Genomic DNA, 24,405 nt, shown 5'->3' with positions numbered 1-24,405 from the left:
ACTGATGGTTAATGACGGCGCTTGGCTTGCCTCCCCGATGAAGATGTTTCGTCTCGACGGTTCCTGCCGCGCAATCGCCGCAAAGCTGCCCGATGGCTGCCTTGCCTGTTGATCGCCACGAAGAAAGGTTCTGTCATGCGGTTGGTCTGGACGGTCATGTTTGCACTTGCGAGCAGTGCGGCTTTCGCCGCCACGCCCGAGGACGATTATATCGCCGCGCGCGACAAGGCGATTGCGGCCATCGCGGCGATGGACAGCGCCAACACCCCGGTGGAAACGCTGGATGCGGCCAACGAAAAGGCCCGCGCCGATCTCGAAACGCGTCTCAACGCCCTGCTCGGCCCCTTCACGGTCAAGGATTTTCCGGCAACCGGCACGATCAACCTCGAGAGCCTCAGCTCCTCCGATGTCGGCTTCGGCATGCTGGACGGGCTGCGCCACGGCACCGAGGATGGTCCCAGCATCGTGGCCTCGACGCGCGGGCTGGTCGAGCGCTGGCTGCAGTCACGCGCCGCCGAAACGGACGCCGATCTCAAACTGCCCACCAGCTTCGACGCGGCGCTGAAGCTCGATGCCTTCTACACCCAGGCCATCGGCAGCGACGCCGCCTTCACCGGCACGCTCGACTTTAAGCTGAAGACGCCCGAGGGTGCCGACATGGCGATCGCACGGCTCGGCGGCTGGGCACAGGATGTCGGGCCGAACTACGACCAGGAAGTCGTCGTCACGGTCGTCAAGGGCAACAGCGTGCTGATCGCCGAAGCGCCCGCAACACCGGCCATCCCCAAGATCGCGGCCTGCGACGCCGTGTGGACCGCCGCCGACGCCGCCGCCCAGAAACTGGCCAAGCAGGCCACCGACGAGAGCGACGAAACCACATCCGATGCCGCCAACGCCGCTTGGACGAAAGGCGACAACGACTTCCGCGCCTGCCTGGGCAAGAGCCTGCCGGCGGATGCCGCCTTCCCGACGCTCCTCGCCCAAGCGCAGTCGCTGGCGGATCATATGGCCGGGAAGTAGGCGCGAGACGAGCGCGACGCCGACGCTGCCGATCACCCCCTCGTGGGGGAGATTGGCAGTTTCGCCGCCGGCGCCCAGTTCTCACCCCTCTTGTCACCCTGCCATCCCGTCACAATATTGTCGTCGTGCTGGCACCTGCCGAGTTGCCAGCACCGCTAAAAATGGTTGAAAGGAAGGCCTGCCTGCGCCCCGGCGCGACAGGCGGACGAACAGCGTGGGAAAATCGAAATGACGACGGACACCAAAGCAACCGAAACCAGGGCGTTCGAGGCGGATGTTTCGCGGCTGCTGCACATGATGGTGCATTCGGTCTATTCCGATAAGGACGTCTTCCTGCGCGAACTGATTTCCAACGCCGCCGACGCCTGCGAGAAGCTGCGCTTCGAGGCCGTTAGCCATCCTGAGCTCCTGGGCGACGACCCCAAGCCGCGCATCTCGATTTCGGCTGACGCGGACAACAAGGAGATCACCGTCGAGGACAACGGGATCGGCATGAGCCGTGACGATATGGCCGAGGCACTGGGCACCATCGCCCGCTCGGGCACGCGCGCTTTCATCGAGCGCGTCGGCGCCGGCACAGAAGACACGCAGCTCATCGGCCAGTTCGGCGTCGGCTTCTATTCCGCCTTCATGGTCGCCGACCGCGTCGACGTCATCAGCCGCATGGCGGGGAGCGAGGAGGCCTGGCGCTGGTCGTCCGACGGCAAGGGTTCCTACGAGATCGCGCCCGCCCCGCTCGACGCCGCACCCAAGCGCGGCACCCGCGTCGTGCTGCATCTGATGGACGACGCCGTCTCCTACACCGGATCCTACCAGCTCGAGCAACTGGCCAAGTCGCAGTCGGGCCATGTGCCTGTGCCGATAACGCTCGTGGAAAAGCCCGGCGCCGAGGCGCGCGACATTGCCGATGGCACCGCACTCTGGGTCCGGCCGAAGAGCGAGATCAAGCCGGAGGAATATACCGATTTCTACCGTGGCCTGTCCGGCCAGTATGACGAGCCGGCCGCCACCATCCATTTTCGCGCCGAAGGACGGCAGGAATATTCAGTGCTCGCCTTCGTGCCTGGCTCACGCCCGTTCGATCTCTTCGACCAGGACCGCAAGGGCCGCATGAAGCTCTATGTGCGCCGCGTCTTCATCACCGACGAGGCCGATCTTCTGCCGCGCTATCTGCGCTTCGTGCGCGGGCTGGTCGATTCCGCCGACCTGCCGCTCAACGTCTCGCGCGAAATGATCCAGGAAAGCCCGCTGCTGGCTTCGATCCGCAAAGGCCTCACGAACCGCGTGCTCGGCGACCTCGTCAAGCTGGCCGAGAACGACGCCGAGGCCTATGCGAAAATCTGGGAGAATTTCGGCGTCGTTCTCAAGGAAGGGCTCTACGAGGATCATGAGCGGCGCGAACAATTGCTGAAGCTCGCCCGCTTCCACTCGACCACATCGGGCGAAGGCTGGCGCGGCCTTGCCGACTATGTCGCCGCCATGAAGGAAGGCCAGAAGGCGATCTTCTTCATCGCCGGTGACGACCGCGCCCAGCTCGAAGCCTCGCCGCAGCTCGAAGGGTTCAAGGCGCGCGGCATCGAGGTGCTGCTCTTGACCGACCCGGTCGACAGCTTCTGGGTGACGATGGCGCCGGACTTCGACGGCAAGCCGTTCAAGTCTGTCACGCAGGGCGGGGCGGAGCTGTCCGACATTCCCCTGCTCGACGAGGCCAAGAAGCCCGAGACAGTGGTAACGCCGGAGGTCGACAGCTTCCTGGCCTTCGTCAAATCAGCGCTTGGCGATGCCGTTTCGGACGTGAAGGCGTCCGACCGCCTGACCGAAAGCGCCGTCTGCCTTGTCGCCCCCGAACACGGCCCCGACCGGCAGTTCGAGCGGCTGATGAACGCCGCCGGCCGCCTCGACAAGGCAGCCAAGCCCATCCTCGAGATCAATCCAAGGCACGAGCGCGTGCTGGCGCTCGCCAACCTCGGCGACGACGAGCAGGCCTTTAAGGACGACGCCGCCCACCTCCTCTACGACGAGGCGCGCGTGCTCGACGGCGACAAGCCGGCGGACGCCAGGGCATTTTCGGAGCGTCTGGCCCGGCTGATCGCGCGCGGCATCTCGAAGGGCTGAGGCAGTGCCGACCGACCGTCCCCGACACTGGCTCAATCGCCGACTGTAGACATCAAGCCTCCAATCACCCAATCTTGGCCCCGGGAACAAAACAGGCGCTTCAAAGCGAGCGCACCGGGTGCTCATGAAACGACGATGGACATTGTATGATCCACGGCTGGCCTGGATGCTGGTCGCGCCGGTGTTCTTGCTGCTGATCTTCTTCCTGGTGCTGCCGATCGCGGTGATGGCCGCCTACACCTTCTTCACCTTCGTCACCGCCGGGGTGGAAACCAGTGCGCTGACGACGGCGAACTGGCACGAATTCCTGACCGACAGCTATTATTCCGGCTTCCTCCTGAAGACGCTGAGGGTCGGCGCCATGACGGCGGTGCTCTGCGGGGTGCTCGGCTATTTCCCGGCCTATTTCATCTGGGCCACGACCTTCAAGCACAAATGGCTGCTATTGCTTCTGCTCATCGTGCCGTTCTGGATCAGCTTCACCATCCGCACCTTTTCCTGGATCAACATTCTGGGCGAACAGGGCGTCATCAACGTCGCGCTGCTGAAACTGGGGATAATCAACGAGCCGCTGCCGATGCTTTACAACGAGGGCGCGGTGATCCTCGGCATGCTGCACTTCCTGCTGCCCTACATGATCCTCAACGTCTATGTCAGCCTTGAAGGCATCGACCGCACTCTGATTTCGGCCGCTCGCTCGATGGGCTGCACCAGCGCGCAGGCGTTCCGCGAGGTCACGCTTCCGCTGTCCCTCCCCGGCCTGGCGGCAGGCCTGCTGCTCTGCTTCGTGCTGGCCGCCGGCAGCTATGTGACGCCGCAGCTGCTCGGCTCCGGCCGCGACGCGCTGTTCGGCAATTTGATCTACGACACCATCATGGGAGAGCTGAACTGGCCGATGGGCGCAACGCTTTCGATCGTGCTGTTCGTCGTGCTCGGCTTCTTCGCCGCCGTCTACACCCGCTACATGGGCATGTCGCAGATCGTCAAAGGACTTGGTGGATGAAAGCCAGGCGCAAGCAGGAAGGAAGATGGGCCTGGCGGCTGACCGGCTTCGTCACACTCTGCGTCTACATCTTCATGTTCGCGCCGATCGTGGCAACGGTGATCCTGTCGTTCAACGCCTCGATGTTCGGCGGCTTCCCGATGACCGGCTTTTCCCTGCAATGGTACGGCAAGCTGATGGCCAACGAGCAGGTGCTGGCCGCCTTCCGCACCTCGCTGTGGATCGCGTTGGTCACCGCCGCCGTCACCACGGCAATGGGCGTCGTCACGGCGTTTGCGCTGGTGCGCTTCGAATTTCGTGGCAAGCAGGCGCTGAGCACGCTGGTGATCCTGCCGGCGCTGGTACCGGAGACCATCCTCGGCGTCGGTCTCTTGGTGCTGATCAAGGCGATCGACCAGCCACGGACCATGCTGTTGCTGGTGCTCGGCCATATCCTGCTCGCGGTGCCCTATGTGGTGCTGATCACCCAGGCGCGCATGGTCGGCATCCGCCGCGTCTATGAGGAGGCGGCGCTCTCGCTCGGCGCCTCGCGCTTTTCGTCCTTCCGCGAGATCACGCTGCCGCTGCTGATCCCAGCGGTGGTGGGCGGCGCCTTGCTCGCCTTCACCATCTCCTTCGACAACACCTCGGCCAGCCTGTTCTGGCGGCCGGCTGGCGTGGAAACCATGCCCACCCAGATCCTTTCGATGCTCAAGATATCGATCAGCCCGGAGATCAACGCGCTCGGCACCGTGATGATCCTGGTGACCGTCGGCATACCGCTGCTCGGCGGCCTGATCCTGCAAAGCCTGACCAGATTGAAAAGACGCGGCCAACCCAAGGAGGAAGCACGATGAAACTGTCCAATGGAAAGCGGCTTGAAAGGCTGCACGATAGATATCAAAACGGTGATCTGAGCCGCCGAACTTTCCTGACGCTGAGCGCCGCCGCGGCGGCCGCGGTGGGCCTCGACATGGCCTGGATGCGGCAGGCGCTCGCCGCGGTCGAAGAGGTTCGCTTCGACGGCTGGGGCGGCACGGTGCAGGATGCGATCGACAAATATGCCTTCCAGCCCTACACGACCAAGACCAAGATCAAGGTGGTCCAGGGCACGTTCGGCGACGAGGACGAGATTATCACCAAGATCAAGACCGCCAAGCCCGGCGACTACCAGGTCATCCATTCCTCCGGCGTCAATTACTACATCAAATACGTGAATGGCGGCCTGACCTCGGAGATCAACGAGGCCAACATTCCCAATATGGCCAATGTGCTGCAGCCGATGATCGATCCGTTCCGCAAGCTGACGCCGAAACTCTCGGCCGTGCCTTACGACTACGGCACGACAGGCATCGCCTACAACACCAAGGTGATCTCGCCCGAGGAAGCCAAGGAAAAGGGTGCCGCGCTCCTGCTCGACAAGAAATATGCCGGCAAGGTCGGCGGCTATGACGACATGACCACCCGGGTCTGGTACGCGGCGCTCGCCACCGGACAGGACCCCAACAACCTCAAGGATATGGACGCGATCTGGGCCAAGGTGCGCGAGACGCGCGACCTCGCCAAGAAGTTCTGGAGTTCCGGCGCGGAGCTGATGGACCTGCTTTCCAAGGGCGAGATCGTGGTCACCGACGCATGGTCGGGCCGCGTCGCCGCCTTGCAGGACCAGGGCGCACCGATCGGCTATCTCGACCCTGCAGGTTCCTATGCCTGGATGGAGGACATGCTGATCCTGAAAGGCTCGCCGATGGCCGAGTGCGAGGAGTTGATCAACTTCATGCTCGACCCGGCGACCTCCATCGCGGTTGCCGAGGGCCAGAGCTATCCGCCGTCGCTCGACCCGACAAAGGTCAAGCTCACCGAGAAGATCGAGAAGCTGCCGGCCTTCGACAAAACGGGCACGATGAAGGCGCTGACCTTCGCCGACCCCGTCTACTGGGCAACCAACGAGGACGCCTGGACCAAGCAGTGGAACAGGATATCGAAAGGTGCCTGACAGCCAGGCCATGACATCCAATCCCCGGCCGGCTTCGGCCGGGGCAGCAGGCGTAAGCGCGGCCGCCGAGACGAACAGCCCGGCGGTCGAGTTCCGCGACATCGACATCGCCTATGGCAAATTCGTCGCCGTGCGCGATTTCTCGCTCTCGATCGCCAAGGGCAGTTTCGTCACCTTGCTCGGGCCTTCGGGCTGCGGCAAGACCACGATCCTGCGCTCCATCGCGGGCCTGGTCGACATTTCGGGCGGCCAGATCATGATCGACGGGCGGCGGGTCGACGACGTGCCGATCTACAAGCGCAATATCGGGCTGGTCTTCCAGAGCTACGCGCTGTTCCCACACAAGAACGTCTTCGACAATGTCGCTTTCGGCCTGAAGTATCGTAACGCGCCGAAGCCCGAGATCGTGCGCAAGGTCGGCCAGGCGCTCGAAATGGTGCGGCTGCCGGGCAGCGAGAAGAAGCTGCCGTCACAGCTGTCGGGCGGGCAGCAGCAGCGCATCGCGCTTGCCCGCGCCATCGTCTTCGAGCCGCAGGTGCTGCTGCTCGACGAGCCGCTATCGGCACTCGACGCGAACATGCGCGAGGAGATGCGCGTCGAGATCAAGAAGATCCAGAAGGAAACCGGCATCACCGCGATCTTCGTCACGCACGACCAGGAGGAAGCGCTCTCCATGTCGGATCGCATCGTGGTGATGAACGCGGGCGCGGTCGAGCAAATCGGCACGCCGGAGGAGGTCTACGAGCGGCCCGCCACGGCCTTCGTCGCCAATTTCCTGGGCAAGGCCAACATGCTTGCCGGGACCGTGAGCCGATCCGGCCAGGCACTAGTGGTGGTGCTTGCCACCGGCCAGACGATCAACGTGACTTGTCCAAGGCCGCTTGCCGATGGCAGCAAAGTCACTGTCGTGCTGCGGCCGCAGAAACTGTCGGTCGGCGCGGCGGCGGGCGCCAACCGTCTGTCCGGCCGCGTCGTCTCGGCGTCCTATCTGGGCGGCAGCGCGATCTACGAGATCGACATTGGCGGCAAGACCAGCATCCGCGCCAACGCGCCGATCAGCGGTCGCGTCCTTCGCGAAGGCGAGACGATCGATCTTGGATTCGATCCGCAGGACTGCGTCCTGCTCGACGAGGACGGTCAACGGATTTCCTGAGAGCCAAGACGGCTCAGGCGCCGCTGAGGCGGCACGTCGCGGCGGGCTTCAGTGCTCCGCAGCAGCGGCGGGCCTGCGGTTGGGATGCCTGAGATGGGTTGGGGTGATACCGGTCTGCTGGCGGAACACGCGGCTGAAATGGCCGGCATTGGTGAAGCCGCAGCGGTAGGCGATGTCGCCGATCTGCAGGTCGCTGCCTTCCAGCAGCGACTTCGCATGATGCACCCTGAGCGCGAGATAGGCCGCCATCGGGCCTGTGCCCAGCTCTGAGCCAAAAAGCCGCTCGAGCTGGCGGCGCGAGCAATTCAGGCGGTCCGCGATCTCGCCGACCGACAGTGTCTTCTGAAGGTTGCTCTCCATCAACAGCAAAGCGCGCTTCACCGCACGGCTCGACGCCGCTGGAAACAGGTCGCCGACGGGCTGCACGTCGCGGCTGCTTCTGATCCGGTCGAGTACCAGGATCTTGGCGGCCTTTTCCGCTGCCTTCCGGCCGATGAACTGGGACACGAAATGGCCGGCAAGGTCGGCAGCACCCGTGCCGCCGGCGCAGGTCGAGCGGCCCCGATCGACGGAAAACAGGCTGTCGGCATGGGCGTTGACATCGGGGAACTGGCTGCGAAAAGCCTTGATGTGGAACCAGCTGACGGCGGCAGCGTAGCCGTCGAGCAGGCCGTAGCGCGCCAGCACGAAGCTTCCCGTGCAGAGCGCCGTCAGCGGCACACCCTTCTCGGCGGCGCGCAACAGGAAGGCCTCCTTGTCGGAGCTCAGGCTGCGGTTGGTGTCGAGCAGGCCGCCGACCACCACCACATTGTCGAAATCCTCGGGATTGCCGATCCCCTTGGTCGGCAGCAATTCGACGCCGCAGCTCGCCCGGATCGGCAGGCCGCGTTCGCCGACGATCTCCCAGTCGAACTCGATCCTGCGGCTGCGGTCGCCCTCATCGCCCGCCAGCCGCAGCGTGTCGATGAACAGCGACAGCGGCGACAGGGTGAAATCGCGAACCAGGAGAAACGCAAACCGTCTGGCCATGGTGTATCCGGAACCGTCCCCTCGCCGTGCTGGAGCCTATCATCGCCGATGCCTATGCTTTGGCACAGGCGCCAGGGCCGCGCTTTTCAGGAGCGGCCACCGGATGTCGGAGATGAGATCGAAGACCCTGGGATATCGGCACACCGCATCGTCAGCCGGGCCGCGTCGATTAAAAAGCCCAGGGAATTTGCCGATGGACTATCGGAATTGATCGACATCGCACGGCGCGAGAAAAACCCTATCGTGTTTGTGTGAGCAGACGATCTAGATCTGCGGTTCCGTCTTCGATCCTGGGTGAGCTTGCCCCAGGCGTGGCTCCGTCCCGGCCAGCAGCCGCCGGATGTTGGCGCGATGGCGCGCGATCACATAGAGGCCGCCGGCAATCACCAGCAGCCGGTAGGACAGCGGTTGCTCCATGCCAAGGACGAGAACGATCGCGGTCAATGCCGCCAGCATCGAACTCAGGGAAACAATCCTGGAAAGTGCCAGCACGACGCAGAAAACCGCTGCCGCGCCCAGACCGATCGGCCAGGACAGCGCCAGGAGCACGCCCAGCCCCGTCGCGGCGGATTTGCCGCCGGTGAAATTCAACCAGATCGAACGGCCATGCCCCAGCAGCACGGCAAGTCCGGCCATGCAGACGGCCCAAGGCACGAAGCCTTGCAGGTCAAGCCCTGCCGGGGGCGTGAGGAACGGCAACGCGTAGAGCCAGCGGACAAAGACGATCGCCGCCACGCCTTTCAACACATCGACCAGCAGCACCACCAGGGCAGGCCCTTTTCCCAGCGTTCGCAAGACGTTGGTTGCGCCGGTTGATCTGGAGCCATGCTGCCGGATATCGATCCCTTTGAGCAGTTTCCCCGCTAGATAGCCAGTGGGCGTGGAACCGAAGAGATAGGCGATAGCCAACCCAGCCACGCTCGCCATCCAGAAAACCATGGGATTACCCTGTTGCGGATCAGCCGTCATAACCTTATATAGCCGCTGTCGGAAAAGGCAGGGTTGGTTTGGTAAGCCCAACTCCTTTCGGTAACGAAAGCTCTGGTCTTTGGCTTCGTGCACGAGATCCCCACGACGAACATCGGACGCTGTTGAGCGCCCAATCGTTCGTCCGTGTGGAACTCAACTCGAGGAACGCTCCGGTCGAACACATCGACCAAGGAGCAGTTCATGCACAACCACCATTCGAATCCCTATGATGTCGCGATTGCCGGTGCCGGTCCTGTCGGCCTGTTTCTCGCCTGCGAGTTGCGCCTGGCAGGCCTCCGCGTGCTGGTGCTGGAGCAGGCCGAGAGCCCGAACTCACCGCTGAAGCGGCTGCCCTTCGGCATGCGCGGCCTTAACGTGCCCACCATCGAGGCCTTCCATCGTCGCGGCCTGCTGCACGACATCGCGCCGCCCGCGAAGGATGGTTCGGGCGGCGGCACATTGGCCGCCGCGCACTGGATGCAGCAGCCGCGCCGCCCGGGCGGCCATTTCGCCGGCATCCAGTTCTACCTCGACGCCGTCGATAGCTCGAAATGGCCCTATCGTCTGCCAGGCCCGGCGGACACCGCGATGGCGATCGAGATGGGGCATCTCGAAATCGTGCTTGCCACCCGCGCGACCGCGATGGGCGTCGAGATCAGGCGCGGCCTCGCCGTCGACGGCTTCGACCAGTCGGACGAAGGCGTGACCATCCGCGCCGGTGGCGAGACTCTTCACGCAGGCTGGCTCGTCGGTTGCGATGGCGGCCGCAGCACGGTTCGCACGCTTGGTGGCTTTGCCTTCACCGGCACCGATGCCGAGTTCACCGGCTATTCCGTCGAAGTCGAGATGGTCGATCCGGACACACTGAGCCTCGGCCGCCACTACACGCCGACGGGCATGTACACCTACTCAAAGCCAGGCACCATCGCGATGGTCGAGTTCGACTGGGCCGCTTTCCACCGGACGGAGCCGATCACATCGGAGCATGTGCAGGCGGTGCTGCGCCGCGTGTCCGGCACGGACGTCACCTTGAGCGCTCTCCACCTCGCCACGACCTGGACCGATCGCGCCTATCAGGCGACCGCCTACCGAGACGGGCGGGTGCTACTTGCCGGCGATGCGGCGCACATCCATTCGCCGCTGGGCGGCCAGGGGCTCAACCTCGGGATTGGCGACGCGATGAACCTTGGCTGGAAGCTTGTCGCCACCATCCGCGGCGACGCGCCGGCCGGCCTGCTCGACAGCTATTTCGATGAACGGCATCCGGTCGGCGCGCAGATCCTCGACTGGTCCCGCGCCCAGGTCGCGCTGATGCGGCCAAGCCGCAGTTCGCGCGCGCTGGAAACCATCATCCGCGAGCTCATCGACACGCGCGACGGCGCGACCTATTTCGCCGAGCGCGTCTGGGGCGTTTCGCTGCGCTACGATCTTGGTGGCAGCCACCCATTGGTCGGCCGCAGCGCACCTGATTTCGAACTGGCCGACGGCACGAGGCTCGGCGAACTCTTGAGCAACGGGCAAGGCCTGCTGCTGGACTTCACTGCCCGCCCTCCCCTTGAGGCGCTTGCCAGCCGCTGGAATGGGCGGATCCCCTATGTTTCCGGCAACGCCAGGGACCGGCTGGGCCTGAGCGCCCTGCTCGTGCGCCCCGATGGCGTCGTCGCCTGGGCCAGCGATGCTGATCCTGACCTTGAGGAGGCTGCCCGGGCCGCATCGCGATGGTTTGGCGAACCCAGCGCGTGAACCTGCCTGAACAGCGACAGCCTGCGTGTCTTGCCGCTGACTAAAATTGTAATAGTTGTTGCCGCTGAGTTTTTAGGAAATCTGTTGCAAGCTGCCACGGAACCAAGAAACGAGAAACTCATAATGCCAGCGATATCAAATAGAAGAATTCCTCTACTCGCGATCTTTGCCATACTAATACTGATCTGCATCAGCCAAATAAGGCTAGTCCACGTCAGCGTGTCGAACCTCCCGAGCCAGCCGGGGCTCCCCACCTTCGGCAGCAGCCAGACGGGGCTCCCGACCTTCGGCAACAGTGTTGGAAAGTCGCTCAACGAAGGCAATGCGCGCAACGGCGCGGAGGGGTCTTCAAAAAAGGACGGCCAGGAACTTCGCGACGCACTGGCGAAATTTCAATCCGACGGCCCCAAAGCGTCCGGAGAGCCCAAAACTGAATAAAACCCGTCAAGCTGTCCGTCGATCCCGCTTTTCGTCGATTTTGCACGCGTGGCGTTCGTTTCCAGCCATTCTCGCGCCTTTGGCCCCGCACCCGGGTGCGGGGCGGGGCATTGAGGTTCGCACGGCGAAATCCCATGTCAAAACCAGGGTGCGTTGTCGGGAATGACGCCGGTCGATCGTCCTCTGGGTGCAAGCGCCAGAACTGGACACGAACCACCGGAGCCTCCAATGATCCCCACCATCACCGCCTTTGAACGATCGCCCGATGGCGGCAAGGGACTGGCGCGCGATACGCGCGTTCGCTGGGCGCTCGAAGAAGTGGGGCAGCCCTATGAGGTTCGTCTCGTTTCCTTTGCGCAGATGAAGGCGCCTGGCCATCTGGCCATCCATCCCTTCGGCCAGATCCCCACCTATGAGGACGGTTCTCTGTGCCTGTTCGAGACCGGCTCGATCGTCTTTCATCTTGCCGAGCAGCATGCGGGCCTGCTGCCCCGGGAACGCAATGCCCGCGCCCGCGCGATCACCTGGATGTTTGCCGCGCTCAACACCGTCGAGCCGCCAGTCCTCGACTTGACGACGGCCAGGATATTCGAAGCTGACAGGCCGTGGAGCGAGGAGCGCCTGCCGCTGGTGAAAGACCGTGTTCGGGCAGTGCTGGACAAGCTCTCGGCCTATCTGGGCGCCGCAGAATGGCTCGATGGTGCATTCAGCGCGGGCGATCTGCTGATGGTATCGGTGCTGCTTCGCCTGAGAATGTCGGGCATTCTGGACGAATATCAAAACCTGGCCGCCTATGTGGCGCGCGGCGAAGCGCGGCCCGCTTATGCAAGGGCCTTCGCCGCGCAATTCGCCATCAACGCCCCATCGTAAAGCCGAGCGCCAGCCGCCTGAGCCCTTCGGCGACCACAGTGGCGGTAAGCGAAAGTCAGGCAAGCACGGCCGCAGCGGGCGGCGGGTCGCGGTCGTCGGATAGCGGGGCGTATCGGGCATAGAAAGTGCTCAAGCGCGCCTGCCCGTTCGAACGCGACCAGAGTGTCTCCTCCAGTTTGAACATGTTTACGAGCGGCATCGTGGCGTGGATGACAACGGCAACATCGCGGCTTTCCTGGTCCTGGATCTGGCCGCGGCGACTCTTCAGTTCGCTGATGATGCCGCCGGCATAGTCCGCAGGCGTCACCACCTCGACCCTCATGATCGGCTCGAGCAATTGCACGCCGAGATGCGGCGCGGCTTCGCGAAAGCAGGCGCGGCCCGCAACCTCGAAGGCCAGGGCCGAGGAGTCGGTCTCGTGCCAGGCCGCGTCCACCAGCATCGCCTTGACGCCGAGCATCGGAAAGCCCGCAAACGGCCCCTGCGACAGGATGCTGCGCAGCCCCTTTTCGACCCCCGCCACATAGTCGTTCGGAAGCGCACCGCCGGCGATCCTCGACGCGAAGACCAAATCCGGATTGTGCGCGTTCGGCTCGAACATGATCTTGACGCGGGCGAACTGGCCGGTGCCGCCAAACTGCTTCTTGTGGGCGTAGTCCTGTTGATGGCTGCGGGTGATCGTCTCGCGATAGGCAATCTGCGGGGCGCCGACATTCACCGCAAGATTGAACTCGCGGCGCACGCGGTCGATGATGCTCTCGAGTTCAACTTCGCCCATGGCGGCGATGATTGTCTGACCGGATTCCTCGTCCCATTTGACGTGGAAGCAGGGATCCTCGTCCGCCAGCCTCGACAGGACGATACGCAGCTTCCCCTCATCGGCTCTCGACTTCGCCTCGATCGCGAATTGCAGCAAAGGCCATGGCGCAGCAGGTTTTTCCATGACGATAGGATCGCAGTTTGGCTGGATGTCCGCAACGAGTCAGACGCGTTGACGATCTAATGTCGGCCGCGCCCCCGCTACCTGCCGAAACCAATCAGCGGTCCTGCGGCCAGGTCCCTAGGCCGGCCATATCGGTCAGGCGGATCGCGGCCAAGGTCTCGATTTCCCTGGAGATCGGCGTCTGCCGGATGCTTTGCGCCTCAGGCTCGCTCTTGGCGGTGGTGAAGCGGGCTTGGCCAATCATGGCTCGAACGGCGGTCAGCATGCGTAATGTCCCTTCGCTTGTCCTGGGCGAAGAACTTGGCGAATGCATTTACGTTCCAAGGGCCTCTGACAAAACGCTTGCGCCCAACGCTTCGACGCTGGGACCGGCATCTATGTGCTGATCGATGTCGGCGCCGGCACGGGCTACGGATATTTCGCCTTTGCGACCGCAGGGTTCAGATCGCCCTGCAATTCCTTCGGCAGTGGAAGGCTCGAGCATTGCAGGTGCACGTTGCGGGCGAACAGCTTTCGCTGCTTCTGCTCGTGCTCCTTGGTGGCCGCGATGATCCCTAGCCCATACGGGCCGAGTGCCGCGAGCTCCCAACCCGGATGTTGTTTCTCGCGAACAGCGTAGTCGGAAGCCGCCGCCCGGGCCTGCTGGCATTCCGGCGACGCCCATTTCGGATCCTGCGGCGAAAGCGACGCGCCATAGTCGACCGGAGAGGTCGCGCATCCACCCATCGTCGCGGCCAATGCGGACAACGCAATTCGCGTCGCAATTCTCATCCCCAAGCCCCTTCCCGTGAATCGCCTCATCTTAGAGCCCGCACGCACATGGCGAAACGGCGCCCTTGAGCTGTCAGAATCGCCAGACGATCACGTATACGCGATATCAAGCCCTTGCGCTTGCCATCGGCGCCGCTTCATGGCGATGTTCCCGCAGCCCGATTCAAGCGGCATGCTTGGAACCAAATGACGGGCGAGACTGTTCAGTTGAAACTTTGACACGACGCTGACATCCAAGCCGGCAAAGCGGCGACATTTCAGGAGTTCCTACCATGACTATCTCGTCCGGATTTCGTTCAATCGCCGTTGCCGCCATCGCCACCGCGGGCATCGGTTTTGCCAGCGCCGCGCATGCCGACAGCGGCACGATCCGATTTGCCGTCTACAAGGCGGCCTTCTTCGTCGGCGGCTCAGGCGGCGAAGGCACGTTCACCTTCCACGGCAAAAGCTATCCCATTTCGATCGGCGGCGTCTCGGGCGGCCTCGCCTTCGGCGTTTCCAAGACCTACTTCCACGGCACCGTGCGCCATATCAGGCGCGCCCGCGATGTGACGGGTGTCTACGGCGCGGCGGGCGGCGGCGGCACCATCGGCAAAGGCGCCCAGGTTATCCTCATGACCAACGACAAGGGCGCCCAGCTTGAACTCACCGGCAAGCAGGTCGGGCTGCAGGTCAACGCCGATCTCAGCGGCATGGCCATCTCGATAAGGTAAGGGCCCCGTTCCTTTTACTGGCAAACGGACCCAAAAGTCCCAAGGGCGGCGTCGGCTCGACGACCGCCCTTGTTTTCAGCTTCGCAACCCCGGCGCTTCCTGCCCCGTGCGCTCGACATATTCCGTATAGCCGCCGCCATAGGTGTGGATGCCTTCCGGCGTCAGCTCCAGCACGCGGTTCGACAGTGCTGCCAAAAAGTGCCGGTCGTGCGAGACGAACAGCATGGTGCCCTCATATTGCGACAGCGCCTCGATCAGCATCTGCTTGGTGGCGATGTCGAGGTGGTTGGTCGGCTCGTCCAGCACCAGCAAATTGGGCGGGTCGAACAGCATCAACGCCATCACCAGCCGCGCCTTCTCGCCGCCTGACAGCACCCGGCATTTCTTCTCGATCTCGTCGCCGGAAAAGCCGAAGCAGCCGGCGAGCGCCCGCAGCGGCGCTTGGCCGGCCTGCGGAAAATTGTCTTCCAGCGTCTGGAACACCGTGCGCTCGCCTTCGAGCAGCTCCATGGCATGCTGGGCAAAATATCCCATCTTCACGCTCGGCCCCCGCGCCACCGTGCCGGTATCGGGGTCGGAAGCGCCGGCCACCAGCTTGAGCAGCGTCGACTTGCCGGCGCCGTTGACGCCCATGATGCACCAGCGCTCGCGGCGGCGGACCTGGAAGTCGAGCCCCTCATAGATGCTGCGGCTGCCATAGGCCTTGTGCACGTTCTTCAAGGTGACGACATCCTCGCCGCAGCGTGGCGCCGGCTGGAACTCGAAATTCACGATCTGGCGGCGCTTGGGCGGCTCGACGCGGTCGATCTTGTCGAGCTTCTTCACCCGGCTCTGCACTTGTGCGGCATGGGAAGCGCGCGCCTTGAAACGCTCGATGAAGGCTATCTCCTTGGCCAGCATCGCCTGCTGGCGCTCAAACTGCGCCTGCTGCTGCTTGTCGGCGATCGCCCGCTGCTGCTGGTAGAATTCGTAATTGCCGGAATAGGCGGTCAGCGAGCCGGCGTCGATCTCGACGATCTTGTTGACGATGCGGTTCATGAACTCGCGGTCGTGCGAGGTCATCAAGAGCGCGCCGTCATAGCCCTTCAGGAACTGCTCGAGCCAGATCAGGCTTTCCAGATCCAGATGATTGGACGGTTCGTCGAGCAGCATGACATCGGGGCGCATCAGCAGGATGCGGGCCAGCGCCACGCGCATCTTCCAGCCGCCGGACAGCTTGCCGACATCGCCGTCCATCATCTCCTGCGAAAAGCCGAGGCCATCCAGCACCTCACGCGCCCGGCCGTCGAGCGCATAGCCGTCGAGCTCCTCGAAGCGATGCTGCGCCTCGCCATATTTCTCGATGATCTCGTCCATGCGATCGGCCTGATCGGGATCGGCCATGGCCGCCTCGAGTTCCGCCATCTCGGCCGCCACGTCGCTGACCGGCCCGGCGCCGTTCATCACTTCGGCGACCGCACTATGGCCCGCCATGTCGCCGACATCCTGGCTGAAATAACCGATGGTGACGCCGCGATCGACCTGCACCTGCCCCTCGTCGGGCTGCTCCTGGCTGGTGATCATGCGAAACAGTGTCGTCTTGCCGGCGCCGTTTGGCCCAACAAGGCCGACCTTCTCGCCCTTCTGCAGGGAAGCCGACGCCTCGATGAAGACAAGCTGACGGCCGTTCTGCTTGCTGATGCTTTCAAGTCTGATCATGCGGAGTCCGAGGAATTGGAACTTGGGAGGATTTCCCCGGGGCATACGCGATGGCGAGCGCTAGAGGAAGAGGCACAAGCGCCGCAGCAGGCGGAACTCCCTTCCTTCCCCGCTTGTGGGGTTAGCAGCCGGTTCGCGAAGCGAATTCATCGTGCCAGTGGCACGATGAAAGGCCGGCGAACGCCGGGACGCTGCGGAGCAGCGGGGACCCGGCAGGTGGATCGGCCACCCCCGGCCCTTCGCATGGCTCAGGGCGTTCGAAGCTCGAAAAGCCAAGCAATTGGCTTTTCGTTCGCTGCGCGAACCGCTTCTCACCCCACAGGGGGGAGAAGCGAAAACCCTCGCAGACACACTCCAGAAACAAGATTCAACATCCGGGAAAAACTGGCGAAAAGATCGTCTGCGATAACCATCCTCGTAGCAACCGGACAGCGGTCGCCACATCAACGCAAAGGGATGGTCCCGACAATGCAACGACGTTCGACCGGATGGATGGGTGCCCTCGCAGGCATTTCGCTCGCCATGCTTGCGGTCTCGCAGTCGGGTGCGGAAGCGGCGGTTACCCGGAGCGAATACTGCAGCCGGCTCGGTCTTCAACTCGACGGAGCCATCCGGACCAAAGCCGAACCCGGTGCCAGTGCGAGCCAGCTCGCGCAGGCAACGGCACTCCAGGACAAGGCGAACCGGTTCTGTTCCGAGCGCAAGCAGGCGCAAGGCATCCGGACCTACGCCAACGCCCTGAAACTTCTAGGCGTGACGCCGGTCGACCTCGACCAGTGACAGCAACCATCAACATCTGAAGGCAGCCTATCATGAACAAGCCCCTCCTCTCCGCCCTCGGCCTGGCCATCGCTCTTGGTCTGGCCATGCCGGTTGTCGGCGCCGCCAATGCGGCAGCCACGACCACCACCACCACAACGACCGCTCCGGCGACGACGACCGCCCCCGCTACCGCTCCGGCGGCTCCCGCTGCCGTGGACGCGGCGAAGACGCCGGTCAAGGCCGCACACAAGCACCACAGGCACCACAAGAAGCACCACAGGCCTGTACGCAGGCACGCTCACCGGCACGCGGGCAAGAAGCACGGCCACCGGCACGTCGCCAAGAAGTACCACCACACGCGCACCCACAAGAAGCACGGCCACAAGCACGCCACGGCTGCTTGATATCGTTTCTCCCTTCTGACTTCCTCCCGGGAAAAGGCCGCCACTCGCAGCAAGCGAGGGCGGCTTTTTCTTGTGTGCGATCGAGGCGAGGCAGCTCGCTGGACACGTGTAAAAACAGACACTTGCAGCAATTCGGCGATTCAGATGGTGAGCTGTTTCATGCGACGCTGGGTTTTCACCACGGCAGCCTCTTGCCGTCGCGAAAAAAGCCGCCGGTCGGGCCGTCATCAGGCAAGGTCGCGGCCCAGACGATGCCGGCAGCCCCTTGCGCCACTGGGCGTCCGCCCGGGCCGCCCATATCGGTGGCGACCCAGCCGGGGCAGACGGCATTGACCAGCACGCCGGAGCCGCGCAGTTCCGCCGCCAGCACGCAGGTCAGCGCATTGAGCGCCGCCTTCGAGGTCGAATAGGCCGGCGCCCCCGCCCCCATCGAGGCCAGCGAACCGCCTTCGGACGACACATTGACCAGCCGGCCATGACCGCCCGCCTTGAGCAGCGGCGCGAAGGCGGCCGCAGTGCGCCAGGCGCCGAAGACATTAGTCTCGAATGCCTCGCGGATCACGGTCCAGTCCGGCTGCAAGGCGCGCGAGCCGGTGTCGTAGTGGATCGCGGCATTGTTGATCAGCACGTCGAGCCGGCCGAACCGGCGCTCGACCTCTGCGGCTGCCCTTGCTACGGCGTCAGGCGCAGCGACATCGAGCGCAATCGCTTCGACATGGCCATCGAGCCCTTTCGCCGCCGCGTCGCCCTTGGCGAGGTCGCGCACGCCGAGCAGCACGGTGAAGCCGAGTCTCGCCAGCTGGCGGCCGGTCTCCAGCCCGATGCCGCGATTGGCGCCGGTGATGAGGGCGACTTTGCTTGGGTGGGTGGTCATGCGGGGATGCCTCTGTATGTCGTCTCAGGGAAAGATGGCACGGGCGGAATTGATTTATTAGGTGGTCGAGATCGCAATCATTGCGCGATGGAGCGCATGAATTAATTGCGCAGGAATCGGGTGTCGGCAGACGTCACGTCATGCGATCGTCCAGCCATCACGAGGACCAGCCATGCTCACGCTTCACGATTATCTGCCATCGCAAAATGGCTGGAAAGTCCGGGTCCTGCTCGGCCTGCTGAAAATCCCTTACGAAACCCGCATCGTCTCGATTTTCGAGGGCGAGAGTCATACCGATGCGTTCTACAAACTGAACCCGGCCGGCGCAGTCCCCGTGCTTCAGCTCGAGGACGGCAGCGCCATCGCCGAATCCAATGCGATCCTCACCTACGTCGCCGAAGGCACGCCGCTGTTGCCGGCGGACCGCTACGCCCGCGCCAAGATCATGCAATGGCTGTTCTTCGAACAATACAATGTCGAGCCCGTCATCGGCTCGCTCCGCTTCTGGACCTTGACCGGGCGGCTGGAGCGCAACCAGGCCATGGCTGCCGGCAAGCGCGAGGCCGGCGCCCGCACGCTCGCGGCCCTGAACCGCAGCCTTGTCGAGACGCCGTTCCTCGCCGGAACCGACCTCACCATCGCCGACATCGCCATCTATGCCTACAGCCACCGCGCCCAGGATTGCGGGTTTTCGCTTGCGGACTATGAGGCATTCCTCGCATGGACCGGCCGCGTGCGCGACGCCATCGGCCAGGGCTATCCGGTCCATCCCTACAGCATCGACCCGCACTCGGGCGCCTGAACGCCTACTTCTTGCCCTGCGGATAGATCGTCTCGCCGCGCTTCAGCATCGCCACGAAGGTCTCGATCTTCTTCCGGCGTCCCGCCTCGGTCTTCATATTGTGGGTGCGGAAGGCGAGCGAGAAGCGGTTCTGTGCGCTGAGCTTCTCCAGCATCGCCTTCGCCGCCGGCTCGGCGTCGATCGCCGCCTGCAAATCGTCGGGGATTTTCATCTCCTTGCCGCTGCCATAGGCACGCGCCCAGCGTCCGTCGGCCTTGGCGGCCTCGACCTGGCTCAGCCCATGCCCGGTCATGCGGCCCTCCTCGATGAGCCGCGCGACATTGTCGATGTTGATCTTGCTCCAGATGCTCTTCTTGCCGCGCGGCGTGTAGCGCTGGAGAAAACTGTTCTCGTCCAGCCCCTTGCGCACCGCATCGATCCAGCCGAAGCACAGCACGACGTCGATGGCCTCCTTCGGCGTGATCGACTTCAGCCCCGACGCCACCTTGTGCACCTTGATCCACACCTCTGTTTCCGTGCCGTGGTGCTGACCGAGCCAGGCATAGAAACTCGCCGCGTCGGGGAATTCCCGGACCTTGCCCGGATCGACCTTGACCGGCGCCATCAGCGGGCCTGCCCGTTCAGAATTGTTGTCGCCGGCGTCGCAATCATCTTGCCTCCGTCATCGTCCGAATCCCGGCATCATGGCATGGTCTATTGCCAGCTTTCGTCAGCAGCGGGATGCGCTGCCGCGAAGCCGGGGAACGCATCATCCAACGCCGCGTTGCCGCAAGAGTGCAACCCGCCCGATGGAGGACCCTGTGGCAATAGAAACCATTTTCGCCCATGTCAGTTGCTCCGACCTCGAGGCCAGCATCGGCTGGTACGAAAAGCTCTTCGGCAAGGCACCGCTGCGCCGGCCGATGCCGGGGCTGGCCGAGTGGCAATTCACAGATAGCGCCGAGGTACAGTTGTTCGAGGACGAGGACAACGCCGGTACCTCGACGCTGACGCTCGGCGTGCTGCCGCTGGCGCCCGAGCGACAGCGGCTTGTGGATGCCGGCCTCGAACCCGGACCGGTCGAAGAAGCCGACGATTTCTGGATCATGCGCATGCGCGACCCCGACGGGAATCTGGTGGTGTTTGCGAGCGCGGAACGCGAATAGGAGGCGACGCTTCGCCGCTTGCAAGGAATGAGCGGCGCGCCCTGCCCCTCCGGTCGGCGTCAGACCGGTGGCGGTGCTGCCGGCGTCAGCCCGTGGCGGCGCATGATCTCCATCATCTTGGCCTTGTCCGGCGGGCCACCGGCGGCGGCGTTGAGCAAGCCGAAGGCTTCGCGGAAATAGTCCGGGCCGATCGCCGCCGGCGTGATGACGCACAGCGCCTTGGCATCCCTGGTGCCATTGTTGTCGAAGCGATGGACGGCTCCGCGCGGGATGCAAAGCGCCTCCCCCGGCCCAACCTCGATCGGCTTGCCGTTCACGGTCCAGGTCAAAACCCCATCGATGCCGTAGATCGTCTCCTCATAGTGATCATGGCTGTGCGCCGGCGCGGGCAAGCGCTGCGCGCCCGCCACCATCAGCTCGAAAGCGGCGACACTGCCGTTCGAATTTTCGCCCGATACCAGGAAGCGGACCGACAGCCCCTTGGTGCCGATGGCCTCATTTGATGGGTTGACCCGAAGATTCATCACGGACATTGCGCAAACCCCTCCGGTAAATTACATTTACCGGCTATCAGTAAACTCAATTTACCGGATCGTCAATGGCCACCGCAGCCGAAGTATTGCAGACCAAAACCGAGGACCTTTTGATCGGCGCCCTGCTGCGCGTGCCGGCACAGGCGATCCAGCGCCGGCTGATCAAGGAACTAAACGCCGCCGGTTTCGACGAATTGCGCCTGCCGCATATGGCAGTGCTGCAGTTTCCCGGCCCGGATGGCGCACGGCCTGGCACCATTGCCGAGCGTGCCGGCATGAGCAAACAGGCGATCAACCAATTGCTCAGCAGCCTCGAAGGTTACGGCTACATCGTCCGCTCCGACGGCGAAGGCAGCGCGCGCGTGGTGCACTCCACCGAACGCGGCCATGCCGCCTTCTGGAAGATGGTCGACATATTGCGCGACATCGAGGAGGAGTGGCGCAGCGAACTTGGGCCGGAGCGTTTTGCCCAGCTGAAAGCACTGCTGTTCGTCGTCTGGGACAGCCCGCTGGTGCGCTGAACGAAATGGCGCTTATGCGCGGACACCATCGGCCTCTCCGATAACACCATCGGTTTCTTCCGTTTCCGCTCGGCACACCGACCTGCCAATCCCCTGCCCTTGTCCCAATCCAGCAAAGGCAGAGCGAAATGAGCATTTCAAACCAGAAAATCCTGATCGTCGGCGGCGGCTCCGGCATGGGCCTGGCGCTGGCCAGGCGCTGCGTCGAGGCCGGTGCCGAAATCGTCATCGCCGGGCGTACCCAGGACCGGCTGCAACGGGCACGCGAGGAACTCGGCAATCCCCTCGGCCTGGCGTTGACCGTGGTCGACATAGCGCGGGAAGACCAGGTCGCGGACCTGTTCGCGCGCATCGGCGGGCTCGACCATATCGTCAGCACGGCGGCCGACATCGAGGGCGCCTACAGGCTGGTGCCGGAAGTTGACCTCAAGGCGGCGCAACGCGCGGTCGACAGCAAGCTCTTCGGCCCGCTGCTGCTTGCCAAGCACGGCGCCCCACGGCTCGCGGCTGGCGGCTCGATGACCTTCGTTTCCGGCATCGCCGCCTACCGGCCCGCCGCGCGCGGCTCGGTCGTCGCCGCCGTCAATGCCGCACTCGAAGGGCTGGTGCGGGCGCTTGCCGTCGAACTCGCGCCGGTCCGCGTCAACGCCGTCTCGCCCGGCTGGGTCGATACCACGATCTGGGCGCAGGTCGCTGGCGACCGCAAGGCCGAAATGCTTGCCGCGATGGCCGAGCGGCTGCCGGTCGGCAGGATCGGCCAGCCCGCAGACATCGCCGACGCCATTATCTTCCTGATCGGCAATGGTTTTGCCACCGGAACGATGCTGCATGTGGAAGGCGGACACCGGCTTGTCTGAACTGGACCGGCGTCGGGAACTGCTTTCAAAGCAAGACCTTGGGCCGACTTGTCGATTCAGGTTCTGAACTGATTCGAGAGGGTTTCAGCGCCAGCGTGTCGCGCGCGGCGGCGAGCAAGTGCCTGAGCGCCGGCGGCTGGACGCGCCGGCGGCGCCAGATCATCGTCAGCGGTGCCGCCTGTGCCAGGCCAGGCCACGGCAGTTCAATGAGATCGCCACGCTCAAGCGCGTCGCAGACCGCGAGACGTGGAACGAGGCCGAGCCCAGCGCCGGCCGCCACCAGCCGGGCAATGGCGCCGATGCTGCCGACTTCGGCAGCAAGTTTTGGCGCCGCCGTGCCCGCCTCGGCAAAAGCGGTGTCGAACAGATGCCGGTAGATGCATCCAGGCTCGGTCGCTACGAAACGCAGCGCGGCAAGGGCGACAAGGTCGCGTGGCGCGGTGCCTTGTCCCGGCGCCGCCACCAGCACCAGCGGTTCGGCGCCTATCGTGCGCCTGGCCAGGCGTTCATCGGCGCCGTTCGTACCGTCGCGACGCTCGAAGCAGAAGGCGACATCGATGTCGCCGTCCTCCAGCAGGCGCCGCAGCGTGCCGCTGTCGGTCACCTTCATCCGCACGGTGATATCGGGATGGCTGGCCTGGAACCCCGGCAGCCACGGCGCCAGCCGTGCCGAGGCGATCGTTTCCAGCGCGCCGATGGTCAGCGTTCCGCTTGTCTGCCCGGCAGCGGCCAGCACGGCCGCACGCCCCTCGGCGTCAAGCCGCAGCAACTCTTCGGCGATCGGCTTCAGAGCCAGCCCTGCCGGCCTCAGTTCCAGGCCGGACTTCGAGCGCGTGAACAAGGCGGCACCAAGTTCCGCCTCCAGCGACTGGATCTGGTCGCTGACACTCGATTGGGCGAGGTTCACCGCCTCGGCGGCGCGGGTGATGTTTCGGCTGCGCGCCACCGCGAGAAAGGTCCTGAGCAGTCTTGGATGCATTACCGACGCAACACGGCTACTGCAGCTGCGGCTTCTTCAAGAAACTGCCGCGGTCCGCGGATTTGACGCGCAGCCAGGTCTCGCGGCCGTCGCGCACCACCCGCATCGGGATCTCGGCGCCCGCCGAGCCGCTGTCCCACAGTTTGCGATAGAAATCGGCGAGCCCGTCGACCGCGCCGTCGCGGACCTCGGAGATGACATCGCCCTGGCGCAGGCCGGCCTTGGCGGCCGGGCCGCCTTCGGTCACGCTCATCACCACCACCTTGCCGTCGCTTTCGGCCGACAGCGCGCCGAGCCACGGACGCGGCGGCCTCGCCACCTGGCCACGCGTCAGGAGATCGTCGAGGATCGGCGGCAACAGATCGATCGGCACCACCATGTTGATATCGGCGACCTCGCCGGCGCGGCTCATCTGCAGGCGCAGCGAGCCGATGCCGAGCAGCGCGCCATCGGCGCTAAACAGCGGCGCGCCGCCCCAGGACGGATGCGCGGGCGCGATGAAGATCGCCTCGTCGAGCAAATATTCCCAATAGCCGGCGAATTCCTGCTTGGTGACGATCTTGGCCTCCACCGCCCGGCCAATGCCGTCGGCAAGCACCACCGCGTCGCCGATACGAGCCTTGCCGGCATCGCCGAGCGCCACGGCCGGCAACCCGGTCGGCGCCAGCGCCTGGACCAGGCCGAAGCCCGATTCCTGGTCGTAGGCCAGCGCGTGCGCGGGGATGACGCGGCCGTCATGCGCGGTCAGCCAGACTTCTTCTGCCTCGGTGATTAGATAGCCGATCGTCAGCACCAGCCCGTCGTCACGGATGACGACGCCACTGCCCTCCCTGAGCGTGCCCAGCGCGCCGGCCGTAAAAGCATCCTCCGGAACGGTCGCGCGCACGGCGACGACGGAGCGCGGATTGGGATTGATGGTCATGATTTTGTCCTGCGATGCAAATGCCCTGGCGGCTTCTTCTATAGGTATGCCGTTGAAAGGAGCGCGCAAGGGGTGAGAGGCGTCCGCGCAGCGGACGAAAAGCCAATTGCTTGGCTTTTCGAGCCTCGAACGCCCTGAGCCTGCGAAGGGCCGACACACGAAGACA

General features: G+C 64.2%; 26 protein-coding genes and 1 pseudogene. 16 read left to right on the top strand and 11 right to left on the bottom strand.

All coding sequences use genetic code 11. The features are described 5' to 3' along the window. The first annotated feature begins 156 nt into the window (after window positions 1-156). The 6 genes from HGP13_RS14920 (at window position 157) to HGP13_RS14895 (ending at window position 7,266) form a co-directional block, all read left to right on the top strand. Window positions 157-1,020: a hypothetical protein gene (locus HGP13_RS14920; RefSeq protein WP_246707386.1), complete on the top strand. Its 864-nt coding sequence runs from the start codon at window positions 157-159 to the stop codon at window positions 1,018-1,020. Between the two features lie 228 nt (window positions 1,021-1,248). Continuing rightward, window positions 1,249-3,135 (top strand): molecular chaperone HtpG, encoded by a 1,887-nt coding sequence (gene htpG / locus HGP13_RS14915; protein ID WP_172226581.1) that lies wholly within the window; start codon window positions 1,249-1,251, stop codon window positions 3,133-3,135. 142 nt (window positions 3,136-3,277) lie between these two features. After that, window positions 3,278-4,138: an ABC transporter permease gene (locus HGP13_RS14910; RefSeq protein ID WP_246707385.1), complete on the top strand. Its 861-nt coding sequence runs from the start codon at window positions 3,278-3,280 to the stop codon at window positions 4,136-4,138. Beyond that, window positions 4,135-4,974, top strand: coding sequence for an ABC transporter permease (locus HGP13_RS14905; RefSeq protein WP_172226578.1), 840 nt, complete (start codon window positions 4,135-4,137; stop codon window positions 4,972-4,974). The genes HGP13_RS14910 and HGP13_RS14905 overlap by 4 nt, the downstream gene beginning before the upstream one ends. After that, the gene (locus tag HGP13_RS14900; RefSeq protein WP_172226575.1) at window positions 4,971-6,113 is read left to right on the top strand and encodes an ABC transporter substrate-binding protein; all 1,143 of its coding nucleotides are present in this window, start codon (window positions 4,971-4,973) and stop codon (window positions 6,111-6,113) included. The genes HGP13_RS14905 and HGP13_RS14900 overlap by 4 nt, the downstream gene beginning before the upstream one ends. After that, window positions 6,106-7,266 (top strand): ABC transporter ATP-binding protein, encoded by a 1,161-nt coding sequence (locus HGP13_RS14895; protein ID WP_172226572.1) that lies wholly within the window; start codon window positions 6,106-6,108, stop codon window positions 7,264-7,266. Before HGP13_RS14900 ends, HGP13_RS14895 begins: the two co-directional genes overlap by 8 nt. Window positions 7,267-7,314: 48 nt before the next feature. On the opposite strand, the gene HGP13_RS14890 is transcribed toward HGP13_RS14895, so the two are convergent. Beyond that, a complete protein-coding gene (locus HGP13_RS14890; protein WP_172226569.1) occupies window positions 7,315-8,295 on the bottom strand; it encodes a GlxA family transcriptional regulator in 981 nt (326 codons plus the stop codon). A gap of 264 nt (window positions 8,296-8,559) precedes the next feature. Then, window positions 8,560-9,234 (bottom strand): glycerol-3-phosphate 1-O-acyltransferase PlsY, encoded by a 675-nt coding sequence (gene plsY, locus HGP13_RS14885; RefSeq protein ID WP_172234716.1) that lies wholly within the window; start codon window positions 9,232-9,234, stop codon window positions 8,560-8,562. Window positions 9,235-9,465: 231 nt separating this feature from the next. On the opposite strand from plsY, the gene HGP13_RS14880 reads away from it, so the two are divergent. From HGP13_RS14880 to HGP13_RS14870, 3 genes are all read left to right on the top strand, one after another. Next, a complete protein-coding gene (locus HGP13_RS14880) occupies window positions 9,466-11,007 on the top strand; it encodes an FAD-dependent monooxygenase (protein ID WP_172226566.1) in 1,542 nt (513 codons plus the stop codon). Window positions 11,008-11,091: 84 nt separating this feature from the next. Beyond that, the gene (locus HGP13_RS14875; RefSeq protein WP_172226563.1) at window positions 11,092-11,445 is read left to right on the top strand and encodes a hypothetical protein; all 354 of its coding nucleotides are present in this window, start codon (window positions 11,092-11,094) and stop codon (window positions 11,443-11,445) included. A gap of 228 nt (window positions 11,446-11,673) precedes the next feature. Next, window positions 11,674-12,315, top strand: coding sequence for a glutathione S-transferase family protein (locus HGP13_RS14870; RefSeq protein WP_172226560.1), 642 nt, complete (start codon window positions 11,674-11,676; stop codon window positions 12,313-12,315). A gap of 55 nt (window positions 12,316-12,370) precedes the next feature. Here the strand turns inward: HGP13_RS14870 and fusA are convergent. The 3 genes and pseudogenes from fusA to HGP13_RS14855 all read right to left on the bottom strand — a co-directional run. Then, window positions 12,371-13,267 (bottom strand): annotated as a pseudogene (fusA, locus tag HGP13_RS14865) (elongation factor G); the annotation flags it as partial. Window positions 13,268-13,352: 85 nt separating this feature from the next. Further along, complete coding sequence (locus HGP13_RS14860; RefSeq protein WP_172226554.1) at window positions 13,353-13,523, bottom strand: hypothetical protein; 171 nt, start codon at window positions 13,521-13,523, stop codon at window positions 13,353-13,355. A gap of 143 nt (window positions 13,524-13,666) precedes the next feature. Further along, on the bottom strand, window positions 13,667-14,029 hold the full coding sequence (locus HGP13_RS14855) for a hypothetical protein (RefSeq protein WP_172226551.1): 363 nt from the start codon (window positions 14,027-14,029) through the stop codon (window positions 13,667-13,669). A gap of 272 nt (window positions 14,030-14,301) precedes the next feature. Between HGP13_RS14855 and HGP13_RS14850 the strand changes: the two genes are divergently transcribed. Then, window positions 14,302-14,742, top strand: coding sequence for a hypothetical protein (locus tag HGP13_RS14850; RefSeq protein ID WP_172226548.1), 441 nt, complete (start codon window positions 14,302-14,304; stop codon window positions 14,740-14,742). 75 nt (window positions 14,743-14,817) lie between these two features. Here HGP13_RS14850 and HGP13_RS14845 read toward each other — a convergent pair whose 3' ends face one another. After that, complete coding sequence (locus HGP13_RS14845; RefSeq protein ID WP_027052319.1) at window positions 14,818-16,440, bottom strand: ABC-F family ATP-binding cassette domain-containing protein; 1,623 nt, start codon at window positions 16,438-16,440, stop codon at window positions 14,818-14,820. 468 nt (window positions 16,441-16,908) lie between these two features. On the opposite strand from HGP13_RS14845, the gene HGP13_RS14840 reads away from it, so the two are divergent. Next, a complete protein-coding gene (locus HGP13_RS14840) occupies window positions 16,909-17,220 on the top strand; it encodes a hypothetical protein (protein WP_172226544.1) in 312 nt (103 codons plus the stop codon). Window positions 17,221-17,252: 32 nt separating this feature from the next. Then, window positions 17,253-17,606: a hypothetical protein gene (locus tag HGP13_RS14835; protein WP_172226541.1), complete on the top strand. Its 354-nt coding sequence runs from the start codon at window positions 17,253-17,255 to the stop codon at window positions 17,604-17,606. A gap of 175 nt (window positions 17,607-17,781) precedes the next feature. Here the strand turns inward: HGP13_RS14835 and HGP13_RS14830 are convergent, their stop codons facing one another. Continuing rightward, window positions 17,782-18,480 carry an SDR family NAD(P)-dependent oxidoreductase gene (locus tag HGP13_RS14830; protein WP_172226538.1) on the bottom strand — a complete coding sequence of 233 codons (699 nt, stop codon included), beginning with the start codon at window positions 18,478-18,480 and terminating at the stop codon, window positions 17,782-17,784. 172 nt (window positions 18,481-18,652) lie between these two features. Between HGP13_RS14830 and HGP13_RS14825 the strand changes: the two genes are divergently transcribed. Further along, entirely contained in the window at window positions 18,653-19,282 is a 630-nt protein-coding gene (locus HGP13_RS14825) for a glutathione S-transferase family protein (RefSeq protein ID WP_172226535.1), read from the top strand. Window positions 19,283-19,286: 4 nt separating this feature from the next. Here HGP13_RS14825 and HGP13_RS14820 read toward each other — a convergent pair whose 3' ends face one another. Further along, window positions 19,287-19,886, bottom strand: a complete 600-nt coding sequence (locus HGP13_RS14820) for a YdeI family protein (protein ID WP_172226532.1) — start codon at window positions 19,884-19,886, stop codon at window positions 19,287-19,289. Here HGP13_RS14820 and HGP13_RS14815 point away from each other — a divergent pair. Then, the gene (locus tag HGP13_RS14815; protein WP_172226529.1) at window positions 19,873-20,427 is read left to right on the top strand and encodes a VOC family protein; all 555 of its coding nucleotides are present in this window, start codon (window positions 19,873-19,875) and stop codon (window positions 20,425-20,427) included. The two genes, HGP13_RS14820 and HGP13_RS14815, sit on opposite strands and share 14 nt — an antisense overlap. Before the next feature lie 59 nt (window positions 20,428-20,486). On the opposite strand, the gene HGP13_RS14810 is transcribed toward HGP13_RS14815, so the two are convergent. Beyond that, complete coding sequence (locus tag HGP13_RS14810) at window positions 20,487-20,960, bottom strand: cupin domain-containing protein (protein WP_172226526.1); 474 nt, start codon at window positions 20,958-20,960, stop codon at window positions 20,487-20,489. Window positions 20,961-21,025: 65 nt separating this feature from the next. On the opposite strand from HGP13_RS14810, the gene HGP13_RS14805 reads away from it, so the two are divergent. Further along, on the top strand, window positions 21,026-21,481 hold the full coding sequence (locus HGP13_RS14805; protein WP_172226523.1) for a MarR family winged helix-turn-helix transcriptional regulator: 456 nt from the start codon (window positions 21,026-21,028) through the stop codon (window positions 21,479-21,481). 128 nt (window positions 21,482-21,609) lie between these two features. Further along, a complete protein-coding gene (locus HGP13_RS14800; protein ID WP_172226520.1) occupies window positions 21,610-22,338 on the top strand; it encodes an SDR family oxidoreductase in 729 nt (242 codons plus the stop codon). A 25-nt stretch (window positions 22,339-22,363) separates the two neighbouring features. Here HGP13_RS14800 and HGP13_RS14795 read toward each other — a convergent pair whose 3' ends face one another. Beyond that, entirely contained in the window at window positions 22,364-23,317 is a 954-nt protein-coding gene (locus HGP13_RS14795; RefSeq protein WP_172226517.1) for a LysR family transcriptional regulator, read from the bottom strand. A 16-nt stretch (window positions 23,318-23,333) separates the two neighbouring features. Further along, the gene (locus HGP13_RS14790) at window positions 23,334-24,239 is read right to left on the bottom strand and encodes a S1C family serine protease (RefSeq protein ID WP_172226514.1); all 906 of its coding nucleotides are present in this window, start codon (window positions 24,237-24,239) and stop codon (window positions 23,334-23,336) included. Window positions 24,240-24,405: the final 166 nt, after the last annotated feature.

Origin of the sequence: Mesorhizobium sp. NZP2077 (genome assembly GCF_013170805.1) — a bacterium.
Lineage (GTDB): Bacteria > Pseudomonadota > Alphaproteobacteria > Rhizobiales > Rhizobiaceae > Mesorhizobium.
Note: the sequence above shows the minus strand (reverse complement) of the source record. Positions and strands in the feature narration are given on the sequence as shown.

Coding starts and splice junctions, on each gene's coding strand:
- HGP13_RS14920 (WP_246707386.1), top strand. CDS start 157: ATGTTTGCACTTGCGAGCAGTGCGGCTTTCGCCGCCACGCCCGAGGAC.
- htpG (WP_172226581.1), top strand. CDS start 1,249: ATGACGACGGACACCAAAGCAACCGAAACCAGGGCGTTCGAGGCGGAT.
- HGP13_RS14905 (WP_172226578.1), top strand. CDS start 4,135: ATGAAAGCCAGGCGCAAGCAGGAAGGAAGATGGGCCTGGCGGCTGACC.
- HGP13_RS14900 (WP_172226575.1), top strand. CDS start 4,971: ATGAAACTGTCCAATGGAAAGCGGCTTGAAAGGCTGCACGATAGATAT.
- HGP13_RS14890 (WP_172226569.1), bottom strand. CDS start 8,295: ATGGCCAGACGGTTTGCGTTTCTCCTGGTTCGCGATTTCACCCTGTCG.
- plsY (WP_172234716.1), bottom strand. CDS start 9,234: ATGGTTTTCTGGATGGCGAGCGTGGCTGGGTTGGCTATCGCCTATCTC.
- HGP13_RS14880 (WP_172226566.1), top strand. CDS start 9,466: ATGCACAACCACCATTCGAATCCCTATGATGTCGCGATTGCCGGTGCC.
- HGP13_RS14870 (WP_172226560.1), top strand. CDS start 11,674: ATGATCCCCACCATCACCGCCTTTGAACGATCGCCCGATGGCGGCAAG.
- HGP13_RS14860 (WP_172226554.1), bottom strand. CDS start 13,523: ATGCTGACCGCCGTTCGAGCCATGATTGGCCAAGCCCGCTTCACCACC.
- HGP13_RS14855 (WP_172226551.1), bottom strand. CDS start 14,029: ATGAGAATTGCGACGCGAATTGCGTTGTCCGCATTGGCCGCGACGATG.
- HGP13_RS14850 (WP_172226548.1), top strand. CDS start 14,302: ATGACTATCTCGTCCGGATTTCGTTCAATCGCCGTTGCCGCCATCGCC.
- HGP13_RS14845 (WP_027052319.1), bottom strand. CDS start 16,440: ATGATCAGACTTGAAAGCATCAGCAAGCAGAACGGCCGTCAGCTTGTC.
- HGP13_RS14840 (WP_172226544.1), top strand. CDS start 16,909: ATGCAACGACGTTCGACCGGATGGATGGGTGCCCTCGCAGGCATTTCG.
- HGP13_RS14835 (WP_172226541.1), top strand. CDS start 17,253: ATGAACAAGCCCCTCCTCTCCGCCCTCGGCCTGGCCATCGCTCTTGGT.
- HGP13_RS14830 (WP_172226538.1), bottom strand. CDS start 18,480: ATGACCACCCACCCAAGCAAAGTCGCCCTCATCACCGGCGCCAATCGC.
- HGP13_RS14825 (WP_172226535.1), top strand. CDS start 18,653: ATGCTCACGCTTCACGATTATCTGCCATCGCAAAATGGCTGGAAAGTC.
- HGP13_RS14820 (WP_172226532.1), bottom strand. CDS start 19,886: ATGGCGCCGGTCAAGGTCGATCCGGGCAAGGTCCGGGAATTCCCCGAC.
- HGP13_RS14810 (WP_172226526.1), bottom strand. CDS start 20,960: ATGTCCGTGATGAATCTTCGGGTCAACCCATCAAATGAGGCCATCGGC.
- HGP13_RS14805 (WP_172226523.1), top strand. CDS start 21,026: ATGGCCACCGCAGCCGAAGTATTGCAGACCAAAACCGAGGACCTTTTG.
- HGP13_RS14800 (WP_172226520.1), top strand. CDS start 21,610: ATGAGCATTTCAAACCAGAAAATCCTGATCGTCGGCGGCGGCTCCGGC.
- HGP13_RS14795 (WP_172226517.1), bottom strand. CDS start 23,317: ATGCATCCAAGACTGCTCAGGACCTTTCTCGCGGTGGCGCGCAGCCGA.
- HGP13_RS14790 (WP_172226514.1), bottom strand. CDS start 24,239: ATGACCATCAATCCCAATCCGCGCTCCGTCGTCGCCGTGCGCGCGACC.